The sequence below is a fragment of the Bacillus sp. NPDC094064 genome, from assembly GCF_050279585.1.
In the GTDB taxonomy this organism is placed as follows: domain Bacteria; phylum Bacillota; class Bacilli; order Bacillales; family Bacillaceae_G; genus Bacillus_A.
Window position 1 is genome coordinate 38,041 of the sequence record NZ_JBNNUI010000012.1, and the last position, 19,941, is coordinate 57,981.

Annotated in this window: 17 protein-coding genes and 1 pseudogene; 9 read left to right on the forward strand and 9 right to left on the reverse strand. The window is 33.2% G+C overall.

The window, feature by feature from the left end; translation table 11 throughout:
- Positions 1–10: 10 nt before the first annotated feature.
- Positions 11–889, forward strand: a complete 879-nt coding sequence (locus ACQKNI_RS22715) for a radical SAM/SPASM domain-containing protein (protein ID WP_088233073.1) — start codon at positions 11–13, stop codon at positions 887–889.
- 41 nt (positions 890–930) lie between these two features.
- Here the strand turns inward: ACQKNI_RS22715 and ACQKNI_RS22720 are convergent.
- Positions 931–1,014, reverse strand: a pseudogene (locus ACQKNI_RS22720) (oligoendopeptidase F); the annotation flags it as partial.
- Between the two features lie 96 nt (positions 1,015–1,110).
- The gene (gene guaC / locus ACQKNI_RS22725) at positions 1,111–2,094 is read right to left on the reverse strand and encodes a GMP reductase (RefSeq protein WP_088233074.1); all 984 of its coding nucleotides are present in this window, start codon (positions 2,092–2,094) and stop codon (positions 1,111–1,113) included.
- A 240-nt stretch (positions 2,095–2,334) separates the two neighbouring features.
- Here guaC and ACQKNI_RS22730 point away from each other — a divergent pair, with 240 nt between their 5' ends.
- Entirely contained in the window at positions 2,335–3,366 is a 1,032-nt protein-coding gene (locus ACQKNI_RS22730) for an acyltransferase (RefSeq protein WP_088233075.1), read from the forward strand.
- A 177-nt stretch (positions 3,367–3,543) separates the two neighbouring features.
- Positions 3,544–4,989, forward strand: coding sequence for an ATP-dependent RNA helicase DbpA (gene dbpA, locus ACQKNI_RS22735; RefSeq protein ID WP_088233076.1), 1,446 nt, complete (start codon positions 3,544–3,546; stop codon positions 4,987–4,989).
- 170 nt (positions 4,990–5,159) lie between these two features.
- On the opposite strand, the gene ACQKNI_RS22740 is transcribed toward dbpA, so the two are convergent.
- Positions 5,160–5,723 carry a DUF1836 domain-containing protein gene (locus tag ACQKNI_RS22740; RefSeq protein WP_088233077.1) on the reverse strand — a complete coding sequence of 188 codons (564 nt, stop codon included), beginning with the start codon at positions 5,721–5,723 and terminating at the stop codon, positions 5,160–5,162.
- A gap of 164 nt (positions 5,724–5,887) precedes the next feature.
- Between ACQKNI_RS22740 and trhA the strand changes: the two genes are divergently transcribed.
- Complete coding sequence (trhA, locus tag ACQKNI_RS22745; protein WP_088233078.1) at positions 5,888–6,535, forward strand: PAQR family membrane homeostasis protein TrhA; 648 nt, start codon at positions 5,888–5,890, stop codon at positions 6,533–6,535.
- 171 nt (positions 6,536–6,706) lie between these two features.
- On the forward strand, positions 6,707–7,723 hold the full coding sequence (galE, locus tag ACQKNI_RS22750) for a UDP-glucose 4-epimerase GalE (protein ID WP_088231863.1): 1,017 nt from the start codon (positions 6,707–6,709) through the stop codon (positions 7,721–7,723).
- 48 nt (positions 7,724–7,771) lie between these two features.
- On the opposite strand, the gene pelG is transcribed toward galE, so the two are convergent.
- The 5 genes from pelG to ACQKNI_RS22775 are packed head-to-tail and all read right to left on the reverse strand — an operon-like array spanning position 7,772 to position 14,598.
- Complete coding sequence (gene pelG, locus ACQKNI_RS22755) at positions 7,772–9,226, reverse strand: exopolysaccharide Pel transporter PelG (RefSeq protein ID WP_088231864.1); 1,455 nt, start codon at positions 9,224–9,226, stop codon at positions 7,772–7,774.
- Positions 9,214–10,635, reverse strand: coding sequence for a GT4 family glycosyltransferase PelF (pelF, locus tag ACQKNI_RS22760; protein WP_098840807.1), 1,422 nt, complete (start codon positions 10,633–10,635; stop codon positions 9,214–9,216). The genes pelG and pelF overlap by 13 nt, the downstream gene beginning before the upstream one ends.
- A gap of 3 nt (positions 10,636–10,638) precedes the next feature.
- Entirely contained in the window at positions 10,639–12,471 is a 1,833-nt protein-coding gene (locus tag ACQKNI_RS22765) for a DUF2194 domain-containing protein (RefSeq protein ID WP_088231866.1), read from the reverse strand.
- Complete coding sequence (locus ACQKNI_RS22770) at positions 12,455–13,375, reverse strand: tetratricopeptide repeat protein (RefSeq protein WP_088231867.1); 921 nt, start codon at positions 13,373–13,375, stop codon at positions 12,455–12,457. The genes ACQKNI_RS22765 and ACQKNI_RS22770 overlap by 17 nt, the downstream gene beginning before the upstream one ends.
- Positions 13,375–14,598 carry a GAF domain-containing protein gene (locus tag ACQKNI_RS22775; RefSeq protein ID WP_088231868.1) on the reverse strand — a complete coding sequence of 408 codons (1,224 nt, stop codon included), beginning with the start codon at positions 14,596–14,598 and terminating at the stop codon, positions 13,375–13,377. Before ACQKNI_RS22775 ends, ACQKNI_RS22770 begins: the two co-directional genes overlap by 1 nt.
- Before the next feature lie 256 nt (positions 14,599–14,854).
- On the opposite strand from ACQKNI_RS22775, the gene ACQKNI_RS22780 reads away from it, so the two are divergent.
- Positions 14,855–15,673 carry an endo alpha-1,4 polygalactosaminidase gene (locus tag ACQKNI_RS22780; protein ID WP_088231869.1) on the forward strand — a complete coding sequence of 273 codons (819 nt, stop codon included), beginning with the start codon at positions 14,855–14,857 and terminating at the stop codon, positions 15,671–15,673.
- A 90-nt stretch (positions 15,674–15,763) separates the two neighbouring features.
- Here the strand turns inward: ACQKNI_RS22780 and ACQKNI_RS22785 are convergent, their stop codons facing one another.
- Complete coding sequence (locus ACQKNI_RS22785; RefSeq protein WP_088231870.1) at positions 15,764–16,195, reverse strand: hypothetical protein; 432 nt, start codon at positions 16,193–16,195, stop codon at positions 15,764–15,766.
- Positions 16,196–16,621: 426 nt separating this feature from the next.
- Between ACQKNI_RS22785 and ACQKNI_RS22790 the strand changes: the two genes are divergently transcribed.
- The 3 genes from ACQKNI_RS22790 (at position 16,622) to ACQKNI_RS22800 (ending at position 19,708) form a co-directional block, all read left to right on the forward strand.
- Positions 16,622–17,212 carry an AmiS/UreI family transporter gene (locus tag ACQKNI_RS22790; RefSeq protein WP_088231871.1) on the forward strand — a complete coding sequence of 197 codons (591 nt, stop codon included), beginning with the start codon at positions 16,622–16,624 and terminating at the stop codon, positions 17,210–17,212.
- A gap of 101 nt (positions 17,213–17,313) precedes the next feature.
- Positions 17,314–18,195: an NAD-dependent epimerase/dehydratase family protein gene (locus ACQKNI_RS22795; RefSeq protein WP_088232018.1), complete on the forward strand. Its 882-nt coding sequence runs from the start codon at positions 17,314–17,316 to the stop codon at positions 18,193–18,195.
- Between the two features lie 442 nt (positions 18,196–18,637).
- Positions 18,638–19,708 carry a nitric oxide synthase oxygenase gene (locus ACQKNI_RS22800; RefSeq protein WP_088231872.1) on the forward strand — a complete coding sequence of 357 codons (1,071 nt, stop codon included), beginning with the start codon at positions 18,638–18,640 and terminating at the stop codon, positions 19,706–19,708.
- Positions 19,709–19,941 lie beyond the last annotated feature (233 nt).

A 19,941-nucleotide genomic window follows, 5' to 3' on the forward strand; every position in this document is an offset into this window, starting at 1 on the left:
GGAATTAAAGGTGAAGAAGTTTAAAAAGTTTTACTTGGAGATTACGAGCGTATGTAATCTTGCGTGCAGCTTTTGTCCGCCGACGGAAAGGCAGAAGCAGTTCATTTCTGTGGAGGATTTTGCTAAAAGATTAGACCAAATTAAACCTCATACAGACTACATTTATTTGCACGTGAAGGGTGAGCCGTTGCTACATCCGAAAATAGATCAACTGTTAGATTTAAGCCATGAAAAAGGGTTTAAAGTTAATATTACAACGAACGGAACGTTAATTAATAAGAGAAGGCATAGACTGTTAAATAAGCCTGCTTTAAGACAAATGAATTTTTCACTGCACAGTTTTGATGGGCACCCAGGATCACAAGACAAAGAAGGATATGTAAGAAGTATACTTTCTTTCATTAGAGAGGCGACTAGCCAATCGGATTTAATTGTTTCATTAAGGTTATGGAATTTAACTCAGGATAATAAAACAAATGCCGAAATTCAGAAAAATAGAGAGTTATTATCCATAATTGAAAATGAGTTTGATTTGTCTTATCAAATTGAAGAGAAGCTTACTCCGGGAAAAGGTATAAAAATTGCGGAACGCGTTTTTATTAATCAGGACTATGAATTCCAGTGGCCAGCATTACATGAGGAAGAGGATGATGGAAAAGGATTCTGTCATGGTCTTCGAAATCAAGCAGGTATTTTAGCGAATGGAACAGTTATTCCTTGTTGCTTAGATGGTGAGGGGATTATCAACCTTGGAAATATTAATAGTGATTCATTTTCTAATATTATAGAAGGTGAAAGAGCGCAAAATATTGTTGATGGATTTTCGAAAAGAGTTGCAGTTGAAGAACTCTGTAGAAAATGTGGATACCGTAAAAGATTTGGGAAGTAAATATAGGATAAGCCCTCGTAAAGCGAGGGCTTATTTTTATTTTCTAATTCATCAATGAAGGAACCGACGTAAGAAATGGCTTTACGGAACGCATCTAGTTTGGACATATCTACTCCAGTATATCTCCCCTATTTCTCATATTTAAAAATCCTCAACGTATGAATACATGAAAAAGAAGGACAAGCATTTTGTGTGCTTGTCCTTCGAGTTAAATTTGAAAATTAGTATACTTTGTCACCGTTGAAAATAGAGTTTTTCACGACAACATAATCTACAGTACGAATCGAGTCTAATTTTGTTCCGCCAGCGTAAGAGATAGAAGATTGAAGATCTTGTTCCATTTCGATTAACGTATCTTCTAAAGAACCTTTATGCTCAACGAACATTTTCTTACCTTCAACGTTTTTCTTCTCGCCTTTTTGGAATTCAGAAGCAGAACCGAAGTACTCTTTATAAAGTTTGCCGTCTTTTTCGATTGTTTCCCCTGGAGACTCTTCGTGACCAGCGAATAAAGAACCGATCATAACCATAGTCGCCCCAAATCGAATAGATTTAGCTACGTCGCCATGTGTACGAATACCACCGTCAGCGATAATTGGTTTACTTGCAGCTTTTGCACACCAGCGAAGTGCAGCTAGCTGCCAACCACCAGTTCCAAAGCCAGTTTTAATTTTAGTAATACACACCTTACCAGGTCCGATACCAACTTTTGTTGCGTCAGCACCAGCATGTTCTAATTCTCTTACCGCTTCTGGAGTTCCAACGTTTCCAGCGATAACGAAGCTTTCTGGTAAGTGTTTTTTTATATGTTGAATCATGTTGATTACAGCATTAGAATGACCGTGTGCGATATCAATCGTGATGTATTCAGGTGTTAGTTGCTCAGCAGCTAATTGTTGTACGAATTCATACTCGTCCTCTTTCACACCAACGCTGATAGAAGCGATTAATCCACGTGATTGCATATCTCTAATGAATGAGATTCGTTTCTCTGGTTGGAAACGGTGCATGATATAGAAGTAATTGTTTTCAGCTAAATAAGTTGCAATTCTCTCATCAATAATCGTTTGCATATTTGCAGGTACGACAGGTAATTTAAATTTATGTTTTCCTAAAGTGACAGTTGTATCACATTCAGAGCGGCTATTTACAATACATTTTGCAGGAATTAATTGAATATCTTCATAGTCGAATACGTTTTCCATCATTTACACCCCTAAAATACGAATATTTTATTCATTTCATTTAAAAATGTTCGTCCAAAGGATAATTTACATTATTTTCACGCATAAGTCAAAGGTTTTCATGTTTATATTTAAAAATTTAATTTTATATACGTATGTTATAGGTCCATATGATGAAAATGTGTTTTAACATAACATCATTTCATGTAAAATTATGTTTGGAAAAGAAAAGTTAAATAGGTAAATTTAGGAGGGGCATTAATGAAACGTTTAGTATATATGGATTGGTTGCGTGTATTAGCGACAATAGCAGTTGTTACAATTCACGTTACTGCTGGTTATGTTTCCGTGTTAGATACAAATAACGTGTCGCGCTGGCTGGCTGGTAACTTTTTTGAATCTATTTCACGTGCCAGTGTTCCAATCTTCGTGATGATTAGTGGAGCGTTATTATTAAAGGGAACGAAAGATATTGCTATCGGGGAATTTTTACAGAAGCGTGCAAGTAAAGTGATTATACCTTTTATCGCTTGGAGTGCTATATTTTATGCATATGGAGCATATGCAGGATATTTTCCAGCATCTTTAAAGCAAGGGATAAAACACTTTTTAACAGATACGATCGGGGGACATTTATGGTTCCTATACATGATTGTAGGTATATATTTAATTACACCTCTACTAAAAATCTTTGTGAAGAACGCTAAAAAACGAGAGATAGAATACTTTTTAATTTTATGGCTATATGCATCTGTTGTAGTCAATTTAGTGAAATATTATTATCCTATCAATTTTAATATTGAATTATTTTACGTTACAAATTATGTAGGATACTTTTTACTTGGTTATTATTTATCTAATTATGATATTTCGAAAAAATGGAGAAATATTTCTTATATTGGAGGACTTGTAGGATTTATTAGTACATTCTTTATTACATATCACTATACAGTAAAAGCGAATGGACAGTTAGATCAGTTCTGGTACGGATATTTTGCGCCAGGTGTTGTACTTATGGCGATTGGATTATTTGTATTTTTCAAATATGCTTTCCAAAACTCAGAACGAGAATTACCATTCGTATTACGTTTTATAAATCAAGCAAGCCTTGGAATCTATATTCTCCACTTCTTCTTATTAAATAACTATCTGTACATCATTTTTCCTAAGGTAAATGAACGTGTGCACGCAATATTAGCAATACCGATCAATGTAACAATTACACTTGTTCTTAGCATGGTGATTACATTAGTATTGCAAAGGATACCTGTTGTAAAAAGATTAGTTCCGTAAAAATTAATACGGTTTAGATGGGGCAGACTTATTATTAAGACTGCCCTTTACTATTTGTAAAGTATACTTAGATAAATTGCGACTGAAATGAATTAAAAACAATAGTATTGCGGTATAATTCAACGTGAGGCATGAAGAATATAATTATTTAAATTTAAAATCAAATGAGGTTAATATATGAGTAAAAAGAACTTTAGTAATTATGCATTAAGTAAAGAAATAGTACAAGCATTGACTGGCTTAGGATACGAGCATCCAACAGAAGTGCAAGGAGAGGTTATTCCAGTTGCATTGCAAAAGAAGGACCTTGTTGTAAAATCGCAGACTGGAAGTGGAAAAACAGCTTCGTTCGGTATACCACTTTGTGAAATGGTAGAGTGGGAAGAAAATAAACCACAAGCATTAGTTTTAACGCCAACGAGAGAACTTGCTGTTCAAGTAAAAGAAGATATTACAAATATAGGTCGATTCAAAAGAATTAAGGCTGCAGCAGTTTATGGAAAATCTCCATTTGCGCGTCAAAAATTAGAATTAAAGCAAAAAACACATATTGTAGTGGGTACTCCTGGTCGTGTATTAGATCATATTGAAAAAGGCACGCTTTCTTTAGAGCGTCTAAAGTACTTAGTTATCGATGAAGCCGATGAAATGCTAAATATGGGTTTTATCGATCAAGTAGAAGCAATTATTGATGAGTTACCTACAAAGCGAATGACAATGCTATTTTCAGCAACGCTTCCAGAAGATGTTGAAAAGTTATCTCGTACATATATGAATTCACCAACGCATATTGAAATTAAGGCGGCTGGGATTACAACAGATAAAATTGAACATACCCTTTTTGAAGTGAGAGAAGAAGAAAAGCTTTCACTTCTTAAAGATGTAACAACAATTGAAAATCCAGACAGTTGCATTATTTTTTGCCGTACACAAGAAAACGTAGATCATGTATATAGACAGTTAAAACGAGTGAATTACCCTTGTGACAAAATACATGGTGGCATGGTGCAAGAAGATCGTTTTGAGGTAATGGATGATTTTAGAAAAGGAAAGTTCCGTTATTTAGTAGCAACGGATGTAGCTGCGAGAGGTATTGATATTGATAATATTACACATGTTATTAATTATGATATTCCATTAGAAAAAGAAAGTTATGTGCATCGTACTGGAAGAACAGGACGAGCTGGTAAGAAAGGAAAAGCCATTACATTTATTACGCCGTATGAAAATAGATTTTTAGAAGAAATTGAGACGTACATCGGATTTGCAATTCCGAAGGCACAAGCACCTTCAAAAGAAGAAGTGATGAATGGTAAGGCTGTATTTGAAGAAAAAATACATGCTAAACCAATGATAAAGAAAGATAAAAATGCTGATATAAATAAAGGAATTATGAAATTGTACTTTAATGGCGGGAAGAAAAAGAAAATTAGGGCTGTAGATTTCGTCGGTACAATTGCTAAAATTCAAGGTGTTTCGGCTGAAGATATAGGTATTATTACAATCCAAGATAATGTTTCGTACGTTGAGATATTAAATGGAAAAGGATCACTTGTTTTAAAGGTCATGAAGAATACAACAATAAAAGGTAAACAATTAAAAGTTCATGAGGCGATTAAATAGGAGAAACTATCCACTGTAAAGGTGGATAGTTTTTTTGAAACGTCGTTAGAGAGAACGTAAAAGCATAATACTTGGAATAGCTACATGTGTTAGTTATTAAAACCTAATCATTACTCCAATAGATAGTGCGGGATAAAAATGCTACCTAACAATTAGGTAGCATTTTATCGTTAGTAAGATCCTTTTAAATCATCAATTAACTTCTCAGCTAAACGTCTATACATATTACTCATAGTGACGAAAGATGTTAGTAATAAAAATTTCTCTAAGTTTGGATCTTCTAAGGAAGAGATATCGCTTACTTCTGAAACGCGGTTATTTACGTCTTGCTTAAAGCCTTCAACATTGATTTTAGTAAGAGCAAGATAATCTTTATATAGTGTATCTAATGCAAAGGTATCATCAGTTAATAACGATTCATTTATATTTTCTAAGGAGCTTTTAATGTCGTTAATAGAGAGGGCTCCTTTTAATTGATAAATTAAGCTGATTAAAATCATATGCTCTTTTGAGTATTTTTTATTTTTGATTGGAATGAATAATTTCCCTTTTGCGTAATTGTTAATCATTGTTTTCGTTAATACTTTTTCATCATCGGTTCTTGTTGTATCCGCATAAGTATTCTCAAATAGTTGAACAACTTGGTCTACATATAAGTCGACATTTGGGATATCCTCAAGTTTAATATTTTTTTCTAAATGTAATGATTCAAGTAATTTATTTATATTTTCCACGTAGAACCCCTCACTTTTATAACTTAGTGGAACTTAATGTTTAGTATATCTTTAAATATGGTATTACGAAACAAATGAATTGTAAATGTTGACCCACATGAATAATGTGTATATAATTACATGTAGTTATCAAAACTACATGTAATTATATGAGGGGTGTTTATATGAATGCTTATGTAAGAGAACCGGTTAATGCATTAACGCACTTAGGAGGAGCAGTATTATCATTTGTTGCATTATTAGCTATGCTTGTAAAGGTTTCTGTTAAGATGCCATCTTTTGCGGCAATTACAGCAGTTATTTTATTTGGTATCGGGATGATGGTACTTTATATGGCGTCAGCTGTGTATCATAGTGTTGTAGCCAGTGAACGTGTTATTTATTTCTTTAGGAAATTAGATCATTCTATGATCTTTATATTAATTGCAGGTACATATGCACCCTTTTGTTTAATTACATTACATTCGGCAAATGGTTTGCTATTATTTTGTTTAGTTTATGCAACCGCGATTTGTGGTATTGTTTTTAAAATGTTTTGGTTTAATTGCCCGAGATGGTTATCAACTGCAATTTATCTTTTGATGGGTTGGTTAATTGTTCTATTCTTTGCACCGCTAGCTGAGAATTTAAGTACAGGAGGTATTTTTTTCTTAGTACTTGGAGGTATTTTTTATACAATTGGTGGTTTTATTTACGGTGCGAAGCCAAAATGGTTGGAGTTTAAATATATGGGACACCATGAAATTTTTCATGTTTTTGTATTGTTAGGTAGTCTTGCGCATTTTCTAAGTGTATATTGTTACGTAATTTAATATAAAAACGCCACATAACAAAGATTATGTGGCGTTTTTGATTGTTGGAGTAGAATGGTGTGTTGTACAAAATAAATGTGAGCTTCTGTGTTCACATAATAAACATGTGATAAGAAATACATGGTATAATTTGGTGAATTCATATTAAATATGATATGGGGGACTAGAATTATGGCAATACTTGTAACAGGTGGAGCAGGATATATTGGTAGTCATACATGTGTTGAATTATTGAATAACGGTTATGAAATTATAGTAGTAGACAACCTTTCAAATAGCTCGGTAGAATCAATCAACCGAGTGAGAGAGATAACAGGAAAACAATTTAAATTTTATAAAGAGGATCTTGTAAATTATGAGGCACTGAGTCAAATTTTCGAGGAAAATACAATTGAAGCTGTCATTCACTTTGCAGGTTTGAAGGCTGTAGGAGAATCGGTAGCAAAGCCATTAACATATTATCAGAACAACATTATTAGCACATTAGTATTATGTGAAGTGATGCAAAAACGTAATGTGAAGAAGATGATTTTTAGTTCATCGGCAACGGTATATGGTGTTCCAGAAACATCACCAATTACGGAAGAATTTCCATTAAGTGCAACAAATCCATATGGTCAAACAAAATTAATGATTGAACAAATGATGCGTGATGTAGCATTTGCAGATAAGGAATGGAGCATTGCATTACTTCGCTATTTCAATCCATTTGGTGCCCATGAAAGTGGACGAATTGGAGAAGATCCAAATGGGATTCCAAATAACTTAATGCCATATGTAACACAAGTAGCGGTAGGGAAGTTAAAAGAACTAAGTGTATTTGGAAACGACTATCCAACGAAAGATGGAACAGGCATCCGTGATTACATACATGTTGTAGACTTAGCGAATGGCCATGTAAAAGCACTTGAGAAAGTACTACATACAACAGGAGTAGATGCTTATAATCTAGGCACAGGTACAGGTTATAGTGTGCTAGAGATGGTTGAGGCATTTGAAAGAGTTTCGCATAAGAACATTCCTTATAAAATCACAGATCGTCGTCCTGGTGATGTAGCGGTATGTTTTGCAGACGCATCAAAAGCAAAACGTGAACTAGGATGGGAAGCAAAACGTGGATTAGAAGAAATGTGTGCAGATTCTTGGGAATGGCAATCAAATAATAAATATGGTTACGTAGAAGTTTAAGGGATATAAAAAATGACCTTTGCATAAGTAAAAGGTCATTTTTTATGTTTATTTTCCATTAAGTTTATTCGCCAATGTAGTAAAGAAATTTCGCTGCTTTATAGGAATATTTGACTGGCAAAATGTATAATAATCAATATCTTTAATGTAAGTAAAGAGTCTGGAAATCGCATATAAGAACGTAATAGAAGACCCGAGTGCAAAACTAATACCGTAACCATTAAATCCAAACGGAAGTAGAAGGAGACTTAATACTAGGTTTGCAAAAAAGAATAAGGCTGATGTTCGAAAGGCACCTTTACGATCCTCAAAGTATAAAAGTAGTAACGTAATAACAAGGACCATCCCATTTGCATAAGCCCCAACTATAGTTAGCTGTAAAATAGAGTATTCAAGTGCCGATTTTCCAGATTGTGAACTAAACATCCATATTATAAAAATAATAAGCAAAGAAAAAATACCTTGATTACGAAGTATACGTTCCATTTCTTGTTTTAAGACAAAGTTCATGGAATCTTTTAATTGTAAAATTGTATTTAACGTTCCTCCATTGTTCACCGAACCGAAGAACTTTTTATATCTTTCATAAAATCTTGTTTCAATGGATACTACAAAGAAAATGTAAGTTGGAATAATGCTTAAATATGCCCAGAAAACAGAAGTATCATAAATTTGATGATAAATAAATGTATCTTCAATATTTCCTCGTCCTTCTCCAAACCAAATAACAAAGTTACATACCCAAATACCGATATTGTAAAATAGGCTAGACCAAAACAATTCTGGATATTTATCTAGATAAGAAAGGAAAGTAAATTGCTCAGTAGCATCACTATTTGGAAACATTCGTACAATAACGATACTTAACCATACTAATGTAATGAAAGTACCGATTGTAAAAGAAATTAAAAGCAATAGGGCTAATCCGTGTTCTAATCCGAGTGTGGGATGCCAGTAAGCAATTAGTGCAATTCCAGATAAGGAAAAAATGGAACCAATTAAAAAAGCAAGGGCGATTGATTGATAATCTTTAGCTGCTGTTAAATAAATGGATTGAATCCAAATGATATTTAAAGATAAAAATAAAAATAACATCACAACTTTATAATAAAAGGCCAATGGTGTGAAAAATGCAAACAACATCCATAAAATAAGAGCTAACAAAAGTGTAATCTTCGTCATTCCTAAAAATGAAGAGAATACTTTATCAGCTTTTTGCTCGTATAAGAGGTCTGCCACATATCTAGTTACGATGAGTTGCAATGCCCCATATATAATTTGCGAAAAAATAAAGCAATATGAAATTGAAATGGTGAAAAGACGCTGTTCTTCAATTGAAATTGAATGGAACAGACTTAAAATATATCGAATAGCTGTTACTGCTAAAATAACAACTAACCAAGGCCCCGCTGTAACAAACAACGAAAATCCATAAGCTTTCACCCTTGAAGAATAGTAGTCTTCTTGAAATAATTTTTGTAATCGAAATCCTATGCCTGCCACATTTTTTCACCTCTTTCTAAGTAAAGCTTACGATAACTTTCAACGACACCTGATAATTGATAGTACGCTTCAATACGATTTCGTCCATTGTCTCCGAACTGTTGAATAGATTCCGGATGATGGTAATACCATTCTAAATAAGTAGCAACTTGTTCAGGAGATACAGGTGGTACGACAAATCCACATTGCCCATATGAATCACCATCTTGTCCGTAAATTAATTCTTTACAAGAACCAACATCCGTAACAACCCATGGTAATCCTGCGGCCATACCTTCTAACATAGCTAAAGGTTGTCCTTCAGATATGCTTGTTAATACAAGGATATCCGTTTGCTTTAAGTAATCTTTAATATTCACCCTGCCAGTCATTATGACATAATCTGTTAATCCTAATTGCTGAATTAAATCTCGACATTCTTGAGCGTATTCTGGCTCTTCCGTATCGGGTCCTAATAGATAAAATACAAAAGGAATACCTTTTTCTACTAATAGTTTAGCTGCATAAATCATCGTTTTTACATCTTTAATCGGTACGACACGTATAATAGCGGAAATAATGAGCCTTTCCGGGTTATACTTTGATTTACGAAGCCCTTTATAATCAGATAGAGTAACTCCGTTTGGAATGATTTTTAGTTTATGGGATGGAGCACCTAATTCTTTTTGATATATACTATTTCGGCCGAACAAAGTAATTACATCATCAGCCTGTTCGTATGCCTGATGAGATAAATGATGGAAGAAGGAAACCCATCTTTTTTTATATTCAATTGGTATCCAAGTTGATTGTAATATTTCTTCTTCACGTTCCCGAGAATAGATACCATGCTCAGTTAGCAGAAACGGTATATCAGAATTAGCACTGATTGCTGCGCCAAGTAATCCACCATAACCAGTTGATACGGAATGAATAAGGTCTAGTTTTGGGAAATCAATTTGTAAAATTTGAATGATTGGTGTGAACATAGACCGCCACATCCAAAAATAATTTAAGAAAGAACCACTACTTTTTTCATATACATAGCTTTCTTTAACAATTTCATAGAACTCACGGCTTTCGAAGAAAGAGTGGAGCGTTCCTAACTTTTGCTTATTCCCTAATATGCGTAATGCCGCTGTATCGTTCGCTTGAAATGTAAACCATTTTTGAAGTGTTTGTACTTCATCAGTAGTTAAATGGGTTTTTACATGTTTTGAGTCACTTTTTGATTGTAAGGGAATCATAATGATATCTTTTACATTGCTGGGAATTTCATATTGATACTCTTCTTCTGTTTTTATTTGCGGTACGATCGCAAAAATGGTGAATTCATGTTCTTTAAATTGTTGGATGATCATTTGTACCCAGCTTGCTACTCCGCCACTGACAAAAGGGTAACTTCCTTCAACGACTAAACCTATTCTCATCTGCTATGCTCCTTTAATTGGAATTGTAGCGTTGGCTTTCTTTAATGTAACGCTATAAATTTGTGAATCTAGTTTTGTAACTGTACCGTACGGGAATGAACCAGTTTCCAATTTCTTTCCTTCTTCCACACGTATAATTGTTGAAGTGTGGTTTGGTAATCCTTTATATGCGAGATGAACAGCATCATCTTCATAAGAAACAGCTAAATCACCAGTTTGATAAATTTTCATGGAAGCAGTTGCTTCACTTTGTGTCATACTTTTCATATATGGATATCTTTCACGTATTTCAATGATTGTTTTTTTATAAGCTTTAAATAACTCTTCCCAAGTTAAGTTACCTGAACGTTTTTCATCAAGAATATCATCAGGATGGACAAAGTGTGAAATAACACCTAAATTTGCAGTAACATCGGTTAAGATGAACTGTTCTTCGTCTGTCATATGATAACCACTCGTAATGCGCGGGAAGTGATAAATGTTTTTGTTCTGTTTATCTGGCTCGAATTCTTGAATCAAGCTACCGTTACTACTACTTCCTATATATAGGGAGGAAACAGTTTCTAGTGTGGGAACACTCTCATTTAATACATTTAATCCAGTAGTATTTATAATATTTGATGGTGGTACATAAGTTTTTAATTTCTCATTTGGAAAGAAGTTATATACGAGCTTTTGTAGGGCATCTAACGCGGTAGCCATGTCCTCTTTTGAATGCCATGGAATGTATTCCAGTGATTCGTCTACCGGATCCTTTGGTAATAATAAAGGTTGATGATTATAGCCGTGTATTCCAATTTCTCCGCCTTGAGATAGCAATTCTCTTCCAAATAATAAATAGGTATTTCTATTTTTATTAGCGAAATCCTCAAAAGGAGGCGTTACTTTATTTTGGTATGTTCCAATTGCAACCCCTGTGTATTTAATATGAAGTTCGTCAGAGATGTCTTTCATATTCTTCCACCAATGTTTTTTATAAAATTCTTCAACAGAAATTTTTTCGGTCGTTAAGTTTTTTAACTCGCCACTTGGTATTGGTGATGGGAAATCATCGATATACATAATCTCTGCACCAAGTTGTGCTGTAGCAAAAGTAGGGAAAATGGTACCAAGTGACTGGACAAACATTCCTCTACCTAATTTATTATTTAGTGCCGTTGTATTCCAATATAAGACTTTTCCTTCACCATATTCATTCGTCCAAAGGATCGGAAGGTCTTCAGCTGTTATCCAAGGATCGGTTGTGTTCTCATCTAATGCAATGTCCATTGAGCTATGTGTAAATAGAGAAGAAGAGCTTGAGAGATCTGGATAACCAGGGAATAAAACTTGTTCAAAAGTTAATCCTTTTGCATCTGTGAACCCTCCTTTTTGTTTAATCCCAAATAAGGAGTTCCAGGAAGGATCCGAATCGAGTCGGTTGGCAACAATGAGTTTTCCACCCATCTGTACAAAATTTTGAATATCGGCTTGTGGGAGTTGTGCCATTTCTTCACCTGTAATAATGATCCCTGTATAAGGAGAGGGAGTAAGTGCCTTAATCTCATTAGCTGTAATATCTTTATAATGTAGGTGGGCGTAATCCATTGCCTTTTTTGTATGAAATGTAACTTGTTCCCCTAAGTTATTATCCGTCGTTAAAACGTAGAATTGCATTTCTTGACCATGTGGAGTTACATCTTTCGCTGTTACTGTTTTAACGGTGTCTGTTTCTTTAGTTTTAGGAACAGAAAAAATTTGATAAAAATTATTTGTTCGATATATAAGGATAGAGAAAATTAAGAGAAGTAAAGTAATACTGATGATGCCAATATATATATTAATGCTCTTCTTCAATGTGTATGCCTCCAAACTGCCCTACAAATAATTGATATTTCCGTGGGAGAATATGAACTTTTTTTGTAGATGTTAGATTATCAATTAATTTATAAAGTTTGTCCCATAATTGTTGTTCGTAGTATAGTTCCAGTAATCCGACATAACCGTAATATGATTCAGGATTAAGGTGGATAAGGTGTGAAAATTGTCCTTCGGATTCTACATATTGTTTTTTGTATAGAAGTAGGTTTCCGAGCTGGAAAGAGTAGAGCAATTCGTTAGGGAAAAGTTCTATACTTTGTATAATGAAACTCATAAATTCATTAATTGTTTTCTCTTTCTGTTGATTGGAAAGCAGGCCACTTTCTATATACCTTAAATAATTAGAAACCAATTCTTTTGCAATGTCGTTTTGGGGATGTTGCAGAAATTGTTTATTTAAGTATCCAATCTGTTTTTCATAACGTTCGTTTAGTAAATTAATCGTAGTGGCGGCATAATGTACAGTTTCGGGATCTTTATGATGAATTGCTTCTTTCAATAATCCGCCTTCATTAGAAATAGTAGAAGAACTTAATTGTACAATGAGTTGTTTATGTAACTCTGGCTTATCGATTTCTAATCCAGAAGAAAATGAAATAAGATCCATATCTTGTTTAGCTGATTCTAAAATATCCTCATAATTATCAACTTGAAAGGAAACATAATCAGAATACTGTTGTAACCACTCTGTTTTGGAACGTTTTATATTAAGTAATAACATAATTACTGATACAATAAGTCCAAGGAGTGGGAACAAAAGAGAGATAATTAAGCAAAATTCAACAATTCCCTTTTTATTTTCTGTAATTAAACCTCTCGTAAATCGAAATAAGAGAAAAATTAAAATAGCATATATAATATAAAGAAGGAGGAAAATCATTAGAATATCACTCCTTCAGCAGAGAGCGCATTTTGTATACGAGTTTTAACTTGTAATAAAAACTTTTCTTCGGTACCAGGTAATAAAATCATGATTTTTTGATGAGTTGTGCTATAACTGAAGATATCAATATCGCGCAAATGCGTTTTTAAGACTGCATTTATTACCTGTAAAGAATCTTGTGATGCATGGAACTCAAAATACGAATATGGATATGATAATGTTTCGTAACGTTTTTGTTCGATTTTTAATAAATGTTCAAATTCATCCTCATAGTAAATACTCGTTTTAGGGAATGTACGCTCTTCTTGGGTAGATATCCAAATATTAGAAGCATTTTGTAAACGGTCACCCATCCAGCGTAAATACCATGTGAAAAGTTCAAATTGTTCAGAAGTTATTTTGGAGAATTCAATTTCATCTAAAATAATGATGTATTGCACATTATCCTGGAATAAGACAGGACCAACTAAAAGTGGTGCATCTTGAAAATCTTCTTCTGTACGGAAAAAAGGTCGATTATGCGCTAAAGCATTTTTGATGACTGATGAAGCATTTTTAACAAAAATTGATTGAGATAAAGTATGTTTACCAGTTTCCGATCTTAATTTGATACGAAGAGATTGTTTATTGTTATCTACGTGATAGATACCAATTTTTTTCGCACCAAAATATGTTTTTAATACATTCATGCCTTCATCTAATACAATTTCAGGATGTGTATGATTTAGGGCTTTAAACATATGGTACATTTTTGATAAATGATTGTTTGATTCAAGCACACGAGAACGAAGTGTAATACGTGTTTCATCCAATTGTTTAATAACATATTTTAGTTCTTTATTTTCAGACTGGAGTTCAGTATTTACCATATGTATATCTTCATAGCGTTCTTTTTGTGAAGTACTCATTAATCCGCAATATAAACTAACAACAAGCAAGAAAATCCAGCTTATCCAATGATCTGATGAATAGAAGTAAAGTAGTATATCATCACCTTTATATATACCGCTTATAAAAATATAAACTATTGATTCCAGAAATGTGAAAAGTGCAATTGATATACCGTATCGGCTAGAAATAATTAATGTAATAAATAAAATTATGAAATATTCATGTGTAGACGTAAAAAAATCAGTGAATATTGAGAGAATAAATAGAGCAATAAAGAGAATAGTAGGTTCAATCAATTTCATAAATAAATTGGATTGTTTATAGTGCATAAATAGATCCCTTCTTTCGTTTACCAATTTAGCTCCGAGGAATAATACATGAAGTAAAATAAACAGTTATTTTTAAATATATATTTTCTGCAGAATACCAATTATTTTATCAATAGGGATGTAGTAAATTCAAGAGAAATAAATGCAAATTTTTGTTAATCCATTGTGTTTTTGAGGTTTTTTTACAAAATAACGACACTGTACTAAAGCTTTAAGATACAAATATTACTATATTAGCATGGGAGGTATTATGATTATGAGTTGGAAACGTTCCATCTGTTTTTTTTCTATATTTTCTTTTGTTTTTTCTTCAAATACAGCAGCACAAGTAAATGCTGTGAATCCAGTTTTAAAAAATGTACAAAGCTATAAAATTTATTATGGAGAAGCAAATGAGCAAGTAATTGAAAGACTTTCAAAGTATGACATGGTTATTATCGAGCCGTATGCATTTACGAGAGAACAGGTTCAACAATTAAAAAAATCAGGAACTGTGGTTCTCGGCTATGTTAGTGTTTTAGAATTAGAAAGTTGGCATAAATCACAAGTATTAGAGTCGGATTATTATTATAAAGATGGCGAGAAAATGAAAATTGAACAGTGGGATACATATATTATGGATTTAGCTGACAAGCATTATCGAAGTATTGTCATTAACAAGGTAAAACAGCAAATTAGTGGGAAAGGTATAGATGGGGTATTTTTAGACACTGCAGGTGATATTGATGATTATTTTTATAATCAGGCAGACGTACAAGAAAAGTTTAGATTGGCATATGTAAATTTATTAAAAGAAATTAAAAGTGTCGATTCTAATTTGTTGCTTGTACAGAATTGGGGATTTGAAACAATTAAAAGTGCAACTCTAAATTTAATCCATGGTGTACTATGGGAAGATTTTAATAAAAGCGTTATTGCAAAAGACCAATGGAGCCAAAATTGGATGCGTTATTTTAAACAACAAAGTAATAAAATTGTAACGTTTACTGTTACGCCAGATGATATATCAAAAAAATATAGTACTGTAAATGGATTTATTTCTACAATAAATCCAAATGACATTTATGATAATTAAAATAGTATGGAATATGTCCTTTTGGATCAGTAATACTCTTTTTTCTAGAGAGGGGAAAAGAGTATTACTGGTTAGAAGTTATCGGATTTATTATGACTGATAATATGGAAGTGTAATACTTTCATGAATTTTAACGAGTTGTTTATGGTATACGGTATTACCTTCTTGGCTTGTATAAGGCGGGAGGCTTCGTCCAAAACAATTTGCAACAACATTAGCGTGCTTACGATAAGAAATGCGAATTTCATACAAATTAACAGATTCCTTTAAAGCTGCATAAAAGACCGATAAATGATTTCCAGCTAAAGGATAAGGAAAGTTTGCTTCCGTATTTTCACCAATTGATACAGGTAATTTCACGGGATTAGAATAATTAGACCAATCCCAAACTTCTATACTTATGGGGTGTTCGTAATGTGCATCTAGATTTACAATGTTTACTACTGCAGAAACTGTAGCTGGTTCTCTTGTTAAAACACCAGTTGAGTAAATAAGAGAGTGAGTTGGATAATGAAGATTCATACATATCAAACCTTTCTAAATTAATATGAATTTACAATATTCTATGCGGATAATTAATAGAGTGAGATAGGGAAAATATATCATTCATCATATTTTTTATAGAAATAAAAAATGTGATATTGAAAAGTATTCCAATACTTGTATCATTACTAGAGTACGTTTATAATCAAATAATCCTATTAGCTTTTTGATTGAAATACGTATTATTGAAAGCGTTTTTAATCCATGTTGCATGCAGACTAATATTGTTACTGTGTAACATGTATTGAATGGATTTTTATGTCATTTTTCAAGGTAGGAAGTCTGACTTATTTTACAAAAAACTTTGTATGTAGTTGTAAGTAAGAAGGAAAATAAGGATTAATATCATTTTTACAAGATGGGGAGGTTACAGTGTGAAAATGTAAGGTTTTCACATGAGGATATATGGGTTATATAGGATTATTGCTTTCAGGTGCAGCTTTATTTTTAAATAGTCTTGTTATATTAGGCAAAGCAGAGATGAAAAGTGCAGGTGTTTTTAATCTATTTGTGGGAGCGTTACAAATTATTATTCCGTTCTATTTGCTTATGATTTCTGATCAAAGTAATTGGACGGTTTATTCATACGCAGCTACTTTTTTATTTGGATTAACCTATTTATATGTAGGAGTTACTTTTATTAAAGGAATGGATAGTAGCGGCCTAGGGTGGTTTTGTATATGGGTAGCAATTATTGCATTATTCTATATGGTTGTTTCATTTGTTCAATTTCACGATGTTGTTAATGCGTTAACATGGTTTATGTGGGCATTACTTTGGTATTTATTCTTTGTATTAAATACGCAAAAAAAGAATATTAATCAATATCTCGGTAGGATAGCCTTCGTACAATCGTGGGTAACGTTGACGTTGCCTTCGCTCTTTTATTTTATGGGGGTATGGGGAGAGGGATTCGTATATGAACTTTGGGTTTATGTATCAGTAATTTCTATCTTATACTTCTGTTATTGTATTTTTAAATATAGAGTACGTTAATATATTATCTATAGAAAAGCATGGAATCGTTAAACCGATTCCATGCTTTTTATATTAGCGCTTATAATAGAGGTAGTATTTTACAAATCATTGTAATGGGGATGATGAAATTGAAAAAGGTACTAGTGCTAGGGGGAACAAGATTTTTTGGGAAACATTTAGTAGAAGCACTTTTGCAGGCTGGACACGATGTAACGATTGCGACGAGAGGAATTACGGAAGATCCTTTTGGAAGTACAGTAAAAAGACTTATTGTAGATAGAGAAGACGAGAAACAACTAGCAGAGCGTCTAGAAGATAAAAATTATGATATTGTATACGACAATTTATGCTATAGCTCGAATGCAGCGAAGATAGTATGTAAAGTTTTGAAAGGGAAAACGAAGAAGTATATTATGACATCTTCAATGGCCGTCTATAAACCTGCACTAAACTTATCAGAAGAGGACTTTAATCCGTACGAGTATGAAGTCGCGTATGGAGATAGGAATAACTTCAGTTATAGTGAGGGAAAGAGATTAGCAGAAGCAGTTTTATTCCAAAAAGCAACTTTCCCAGTCGTTGCAGTACGTTTTCCAGTTGTTATTGGAGAAAACGATTATACGAAAAGGTTACAATTTTACGTTGAACATATTGTGAGACAAGAACCTGTCGCTGTGAATCATCTTGAAGGGGAGTTGTCGTTTATACATGAAAAAGAAGCAGGAGAATTTTTAGCTTGGTGTGGGATGGAAAACATAGAAGGACCAATTAATGCTTGTAGCAACGGAGTAGTTTCTACTAGAGAAATTATTCGTTTTATAGAAGAAAATATGGGAATAAAAGCACTCGTTCAAGAAGTAGGAGATAATGTAGCGCCTTATAATGAAGTGATTAATTGTACATTACATAATGGGAAGGCCAATGAATTAGGATTCTCGTTCCGCGATTTGAAAATAGAAATAGAAAAGGTATTACATTATTACATATATGCAATGAAATAATCATAACCCCCCCGGTGGCAATCCGGGGGATTCTGGAGGATGTTGGCAATACTACTTTTACACTACCAAATTTTCCTTATACGTATGACTAATATTTTTCGGGATTGAATTGCTTGTAAATACTTTTCATTTACTTTGGCCCAGTTTCCTGTGCCATCAGTTGCTATCCATATATGGCTCTAGTTCATCATAGTCATATAGTAGCGTTGGCAAATGAAATGAAATAACATACCCTCCTTTCTAACTAAAAAGTTGGTCTAGGTAAAAAAAATTTACTTTAGTCAAAAATACATCTATTTTACATGTAAGTCAATAGTAATCCGTTTAATTTTCTGAAAAATATTACAATATAAGTAACACTCTCACTTTCATTTGTGACCCGTATCTTTTTTGCTTATACTGTAAAGTAGTAGCGTTTTGTTGAAATAGAAGGAGATCGTTTATGAGTAAAACGAAGCAATTAATAGAAGAAGCAAGTAATTTTATTACGATTTGTTATCAAGAGCTTCAGAAAGAGCAATTGATAGAAGCACGTATAAAAGAAATTCAAATTGAGATAGAGAAGACGGGGACATATGAGCATACATTCGAAGAACTTGTTCATGGTTCGCGAATGGCATGGCGTAATAGTAATAGATGTATTGGAAGATTATTTTGGAGCAAGATGCACATATTAGATGCGCGTGAAGTAAATGATGAAGAGGGTGTATATAATGCATTAATTCATCATATTAAATATGCAACGAACGATGGGAAAGTGAAACCGACCATTACAATTTTTAAGCAATATCAAGGTGAAGAAAATAATATACGGATTTATAACCACCAGTTAATTCGATATGCAGGATATAAAACGGAAATAGGAGTGATAGGTGATTCTCATTCCGCCACATTTACGGATTTTTGTCAGGAACTTGGTTGGCAAGGAGAAGGTACCAACTTCGATGTATTACCGCTTGTGTTTTCTGTGGATGGAAAAGCACCTGTATATAAAGAAATTCCGAAAAAAGAAGTAAAAGAAGTATCAATTGAGCATCCAGAATACCCTGTATCGTCACTCGGAGTAAAGTGGTATGGAGTACCGATGATTTCAGATATGCGTTTAGAGATAGGTGGTATTTCTTATACTGCTGCTCCGTTCAACGGATGGTATATGGGAACGGAAATTGGAGCTCGTAACTTAGCGGATCATGATCGTTATAATTTACTCCCAGCCGTTGCGGAGATGATGGATTTAGATACATCAAGAAATGGTACGTTATGGCAAGATAAAGCATTAGTTGAATTAAATGTGGCTGTTTTACACTCTTTTAAAAAACAAGGAGTTAGTATTGTTGATCATCATACTGCGGCACAACAATTTCAACAGTTTGAGAAGCAGGAAGCTGCGTGTGGTCGTGTTGTAACAGGGAATTGGGTATGGTTAATTCCGCCATTGTCGCCAGCTACCACTCATGTTTATCATAGGCCTTATCCGAATGATATTTTGAAGCCAAATTTCTTTCATAAATAATGTTTAGTATAGGGGATTTCCTAAAAAATATAAATTTTTTTAATTACTGTTATGTAGCAAATGGAAGCCTTTACTATTGGTTGTTTTAGGAAGGGGCTTTTTGAATGAGGAAGTTCCTTATGTTATAATCAAATTTCTGTTTCGAAGACCTTATAGAAATATAAGGTCTTTTGTTTTGCTTTTTTATGTAAGAGGAATAGATTATTTCTTTTAAATAAGGGATTTGGCATATT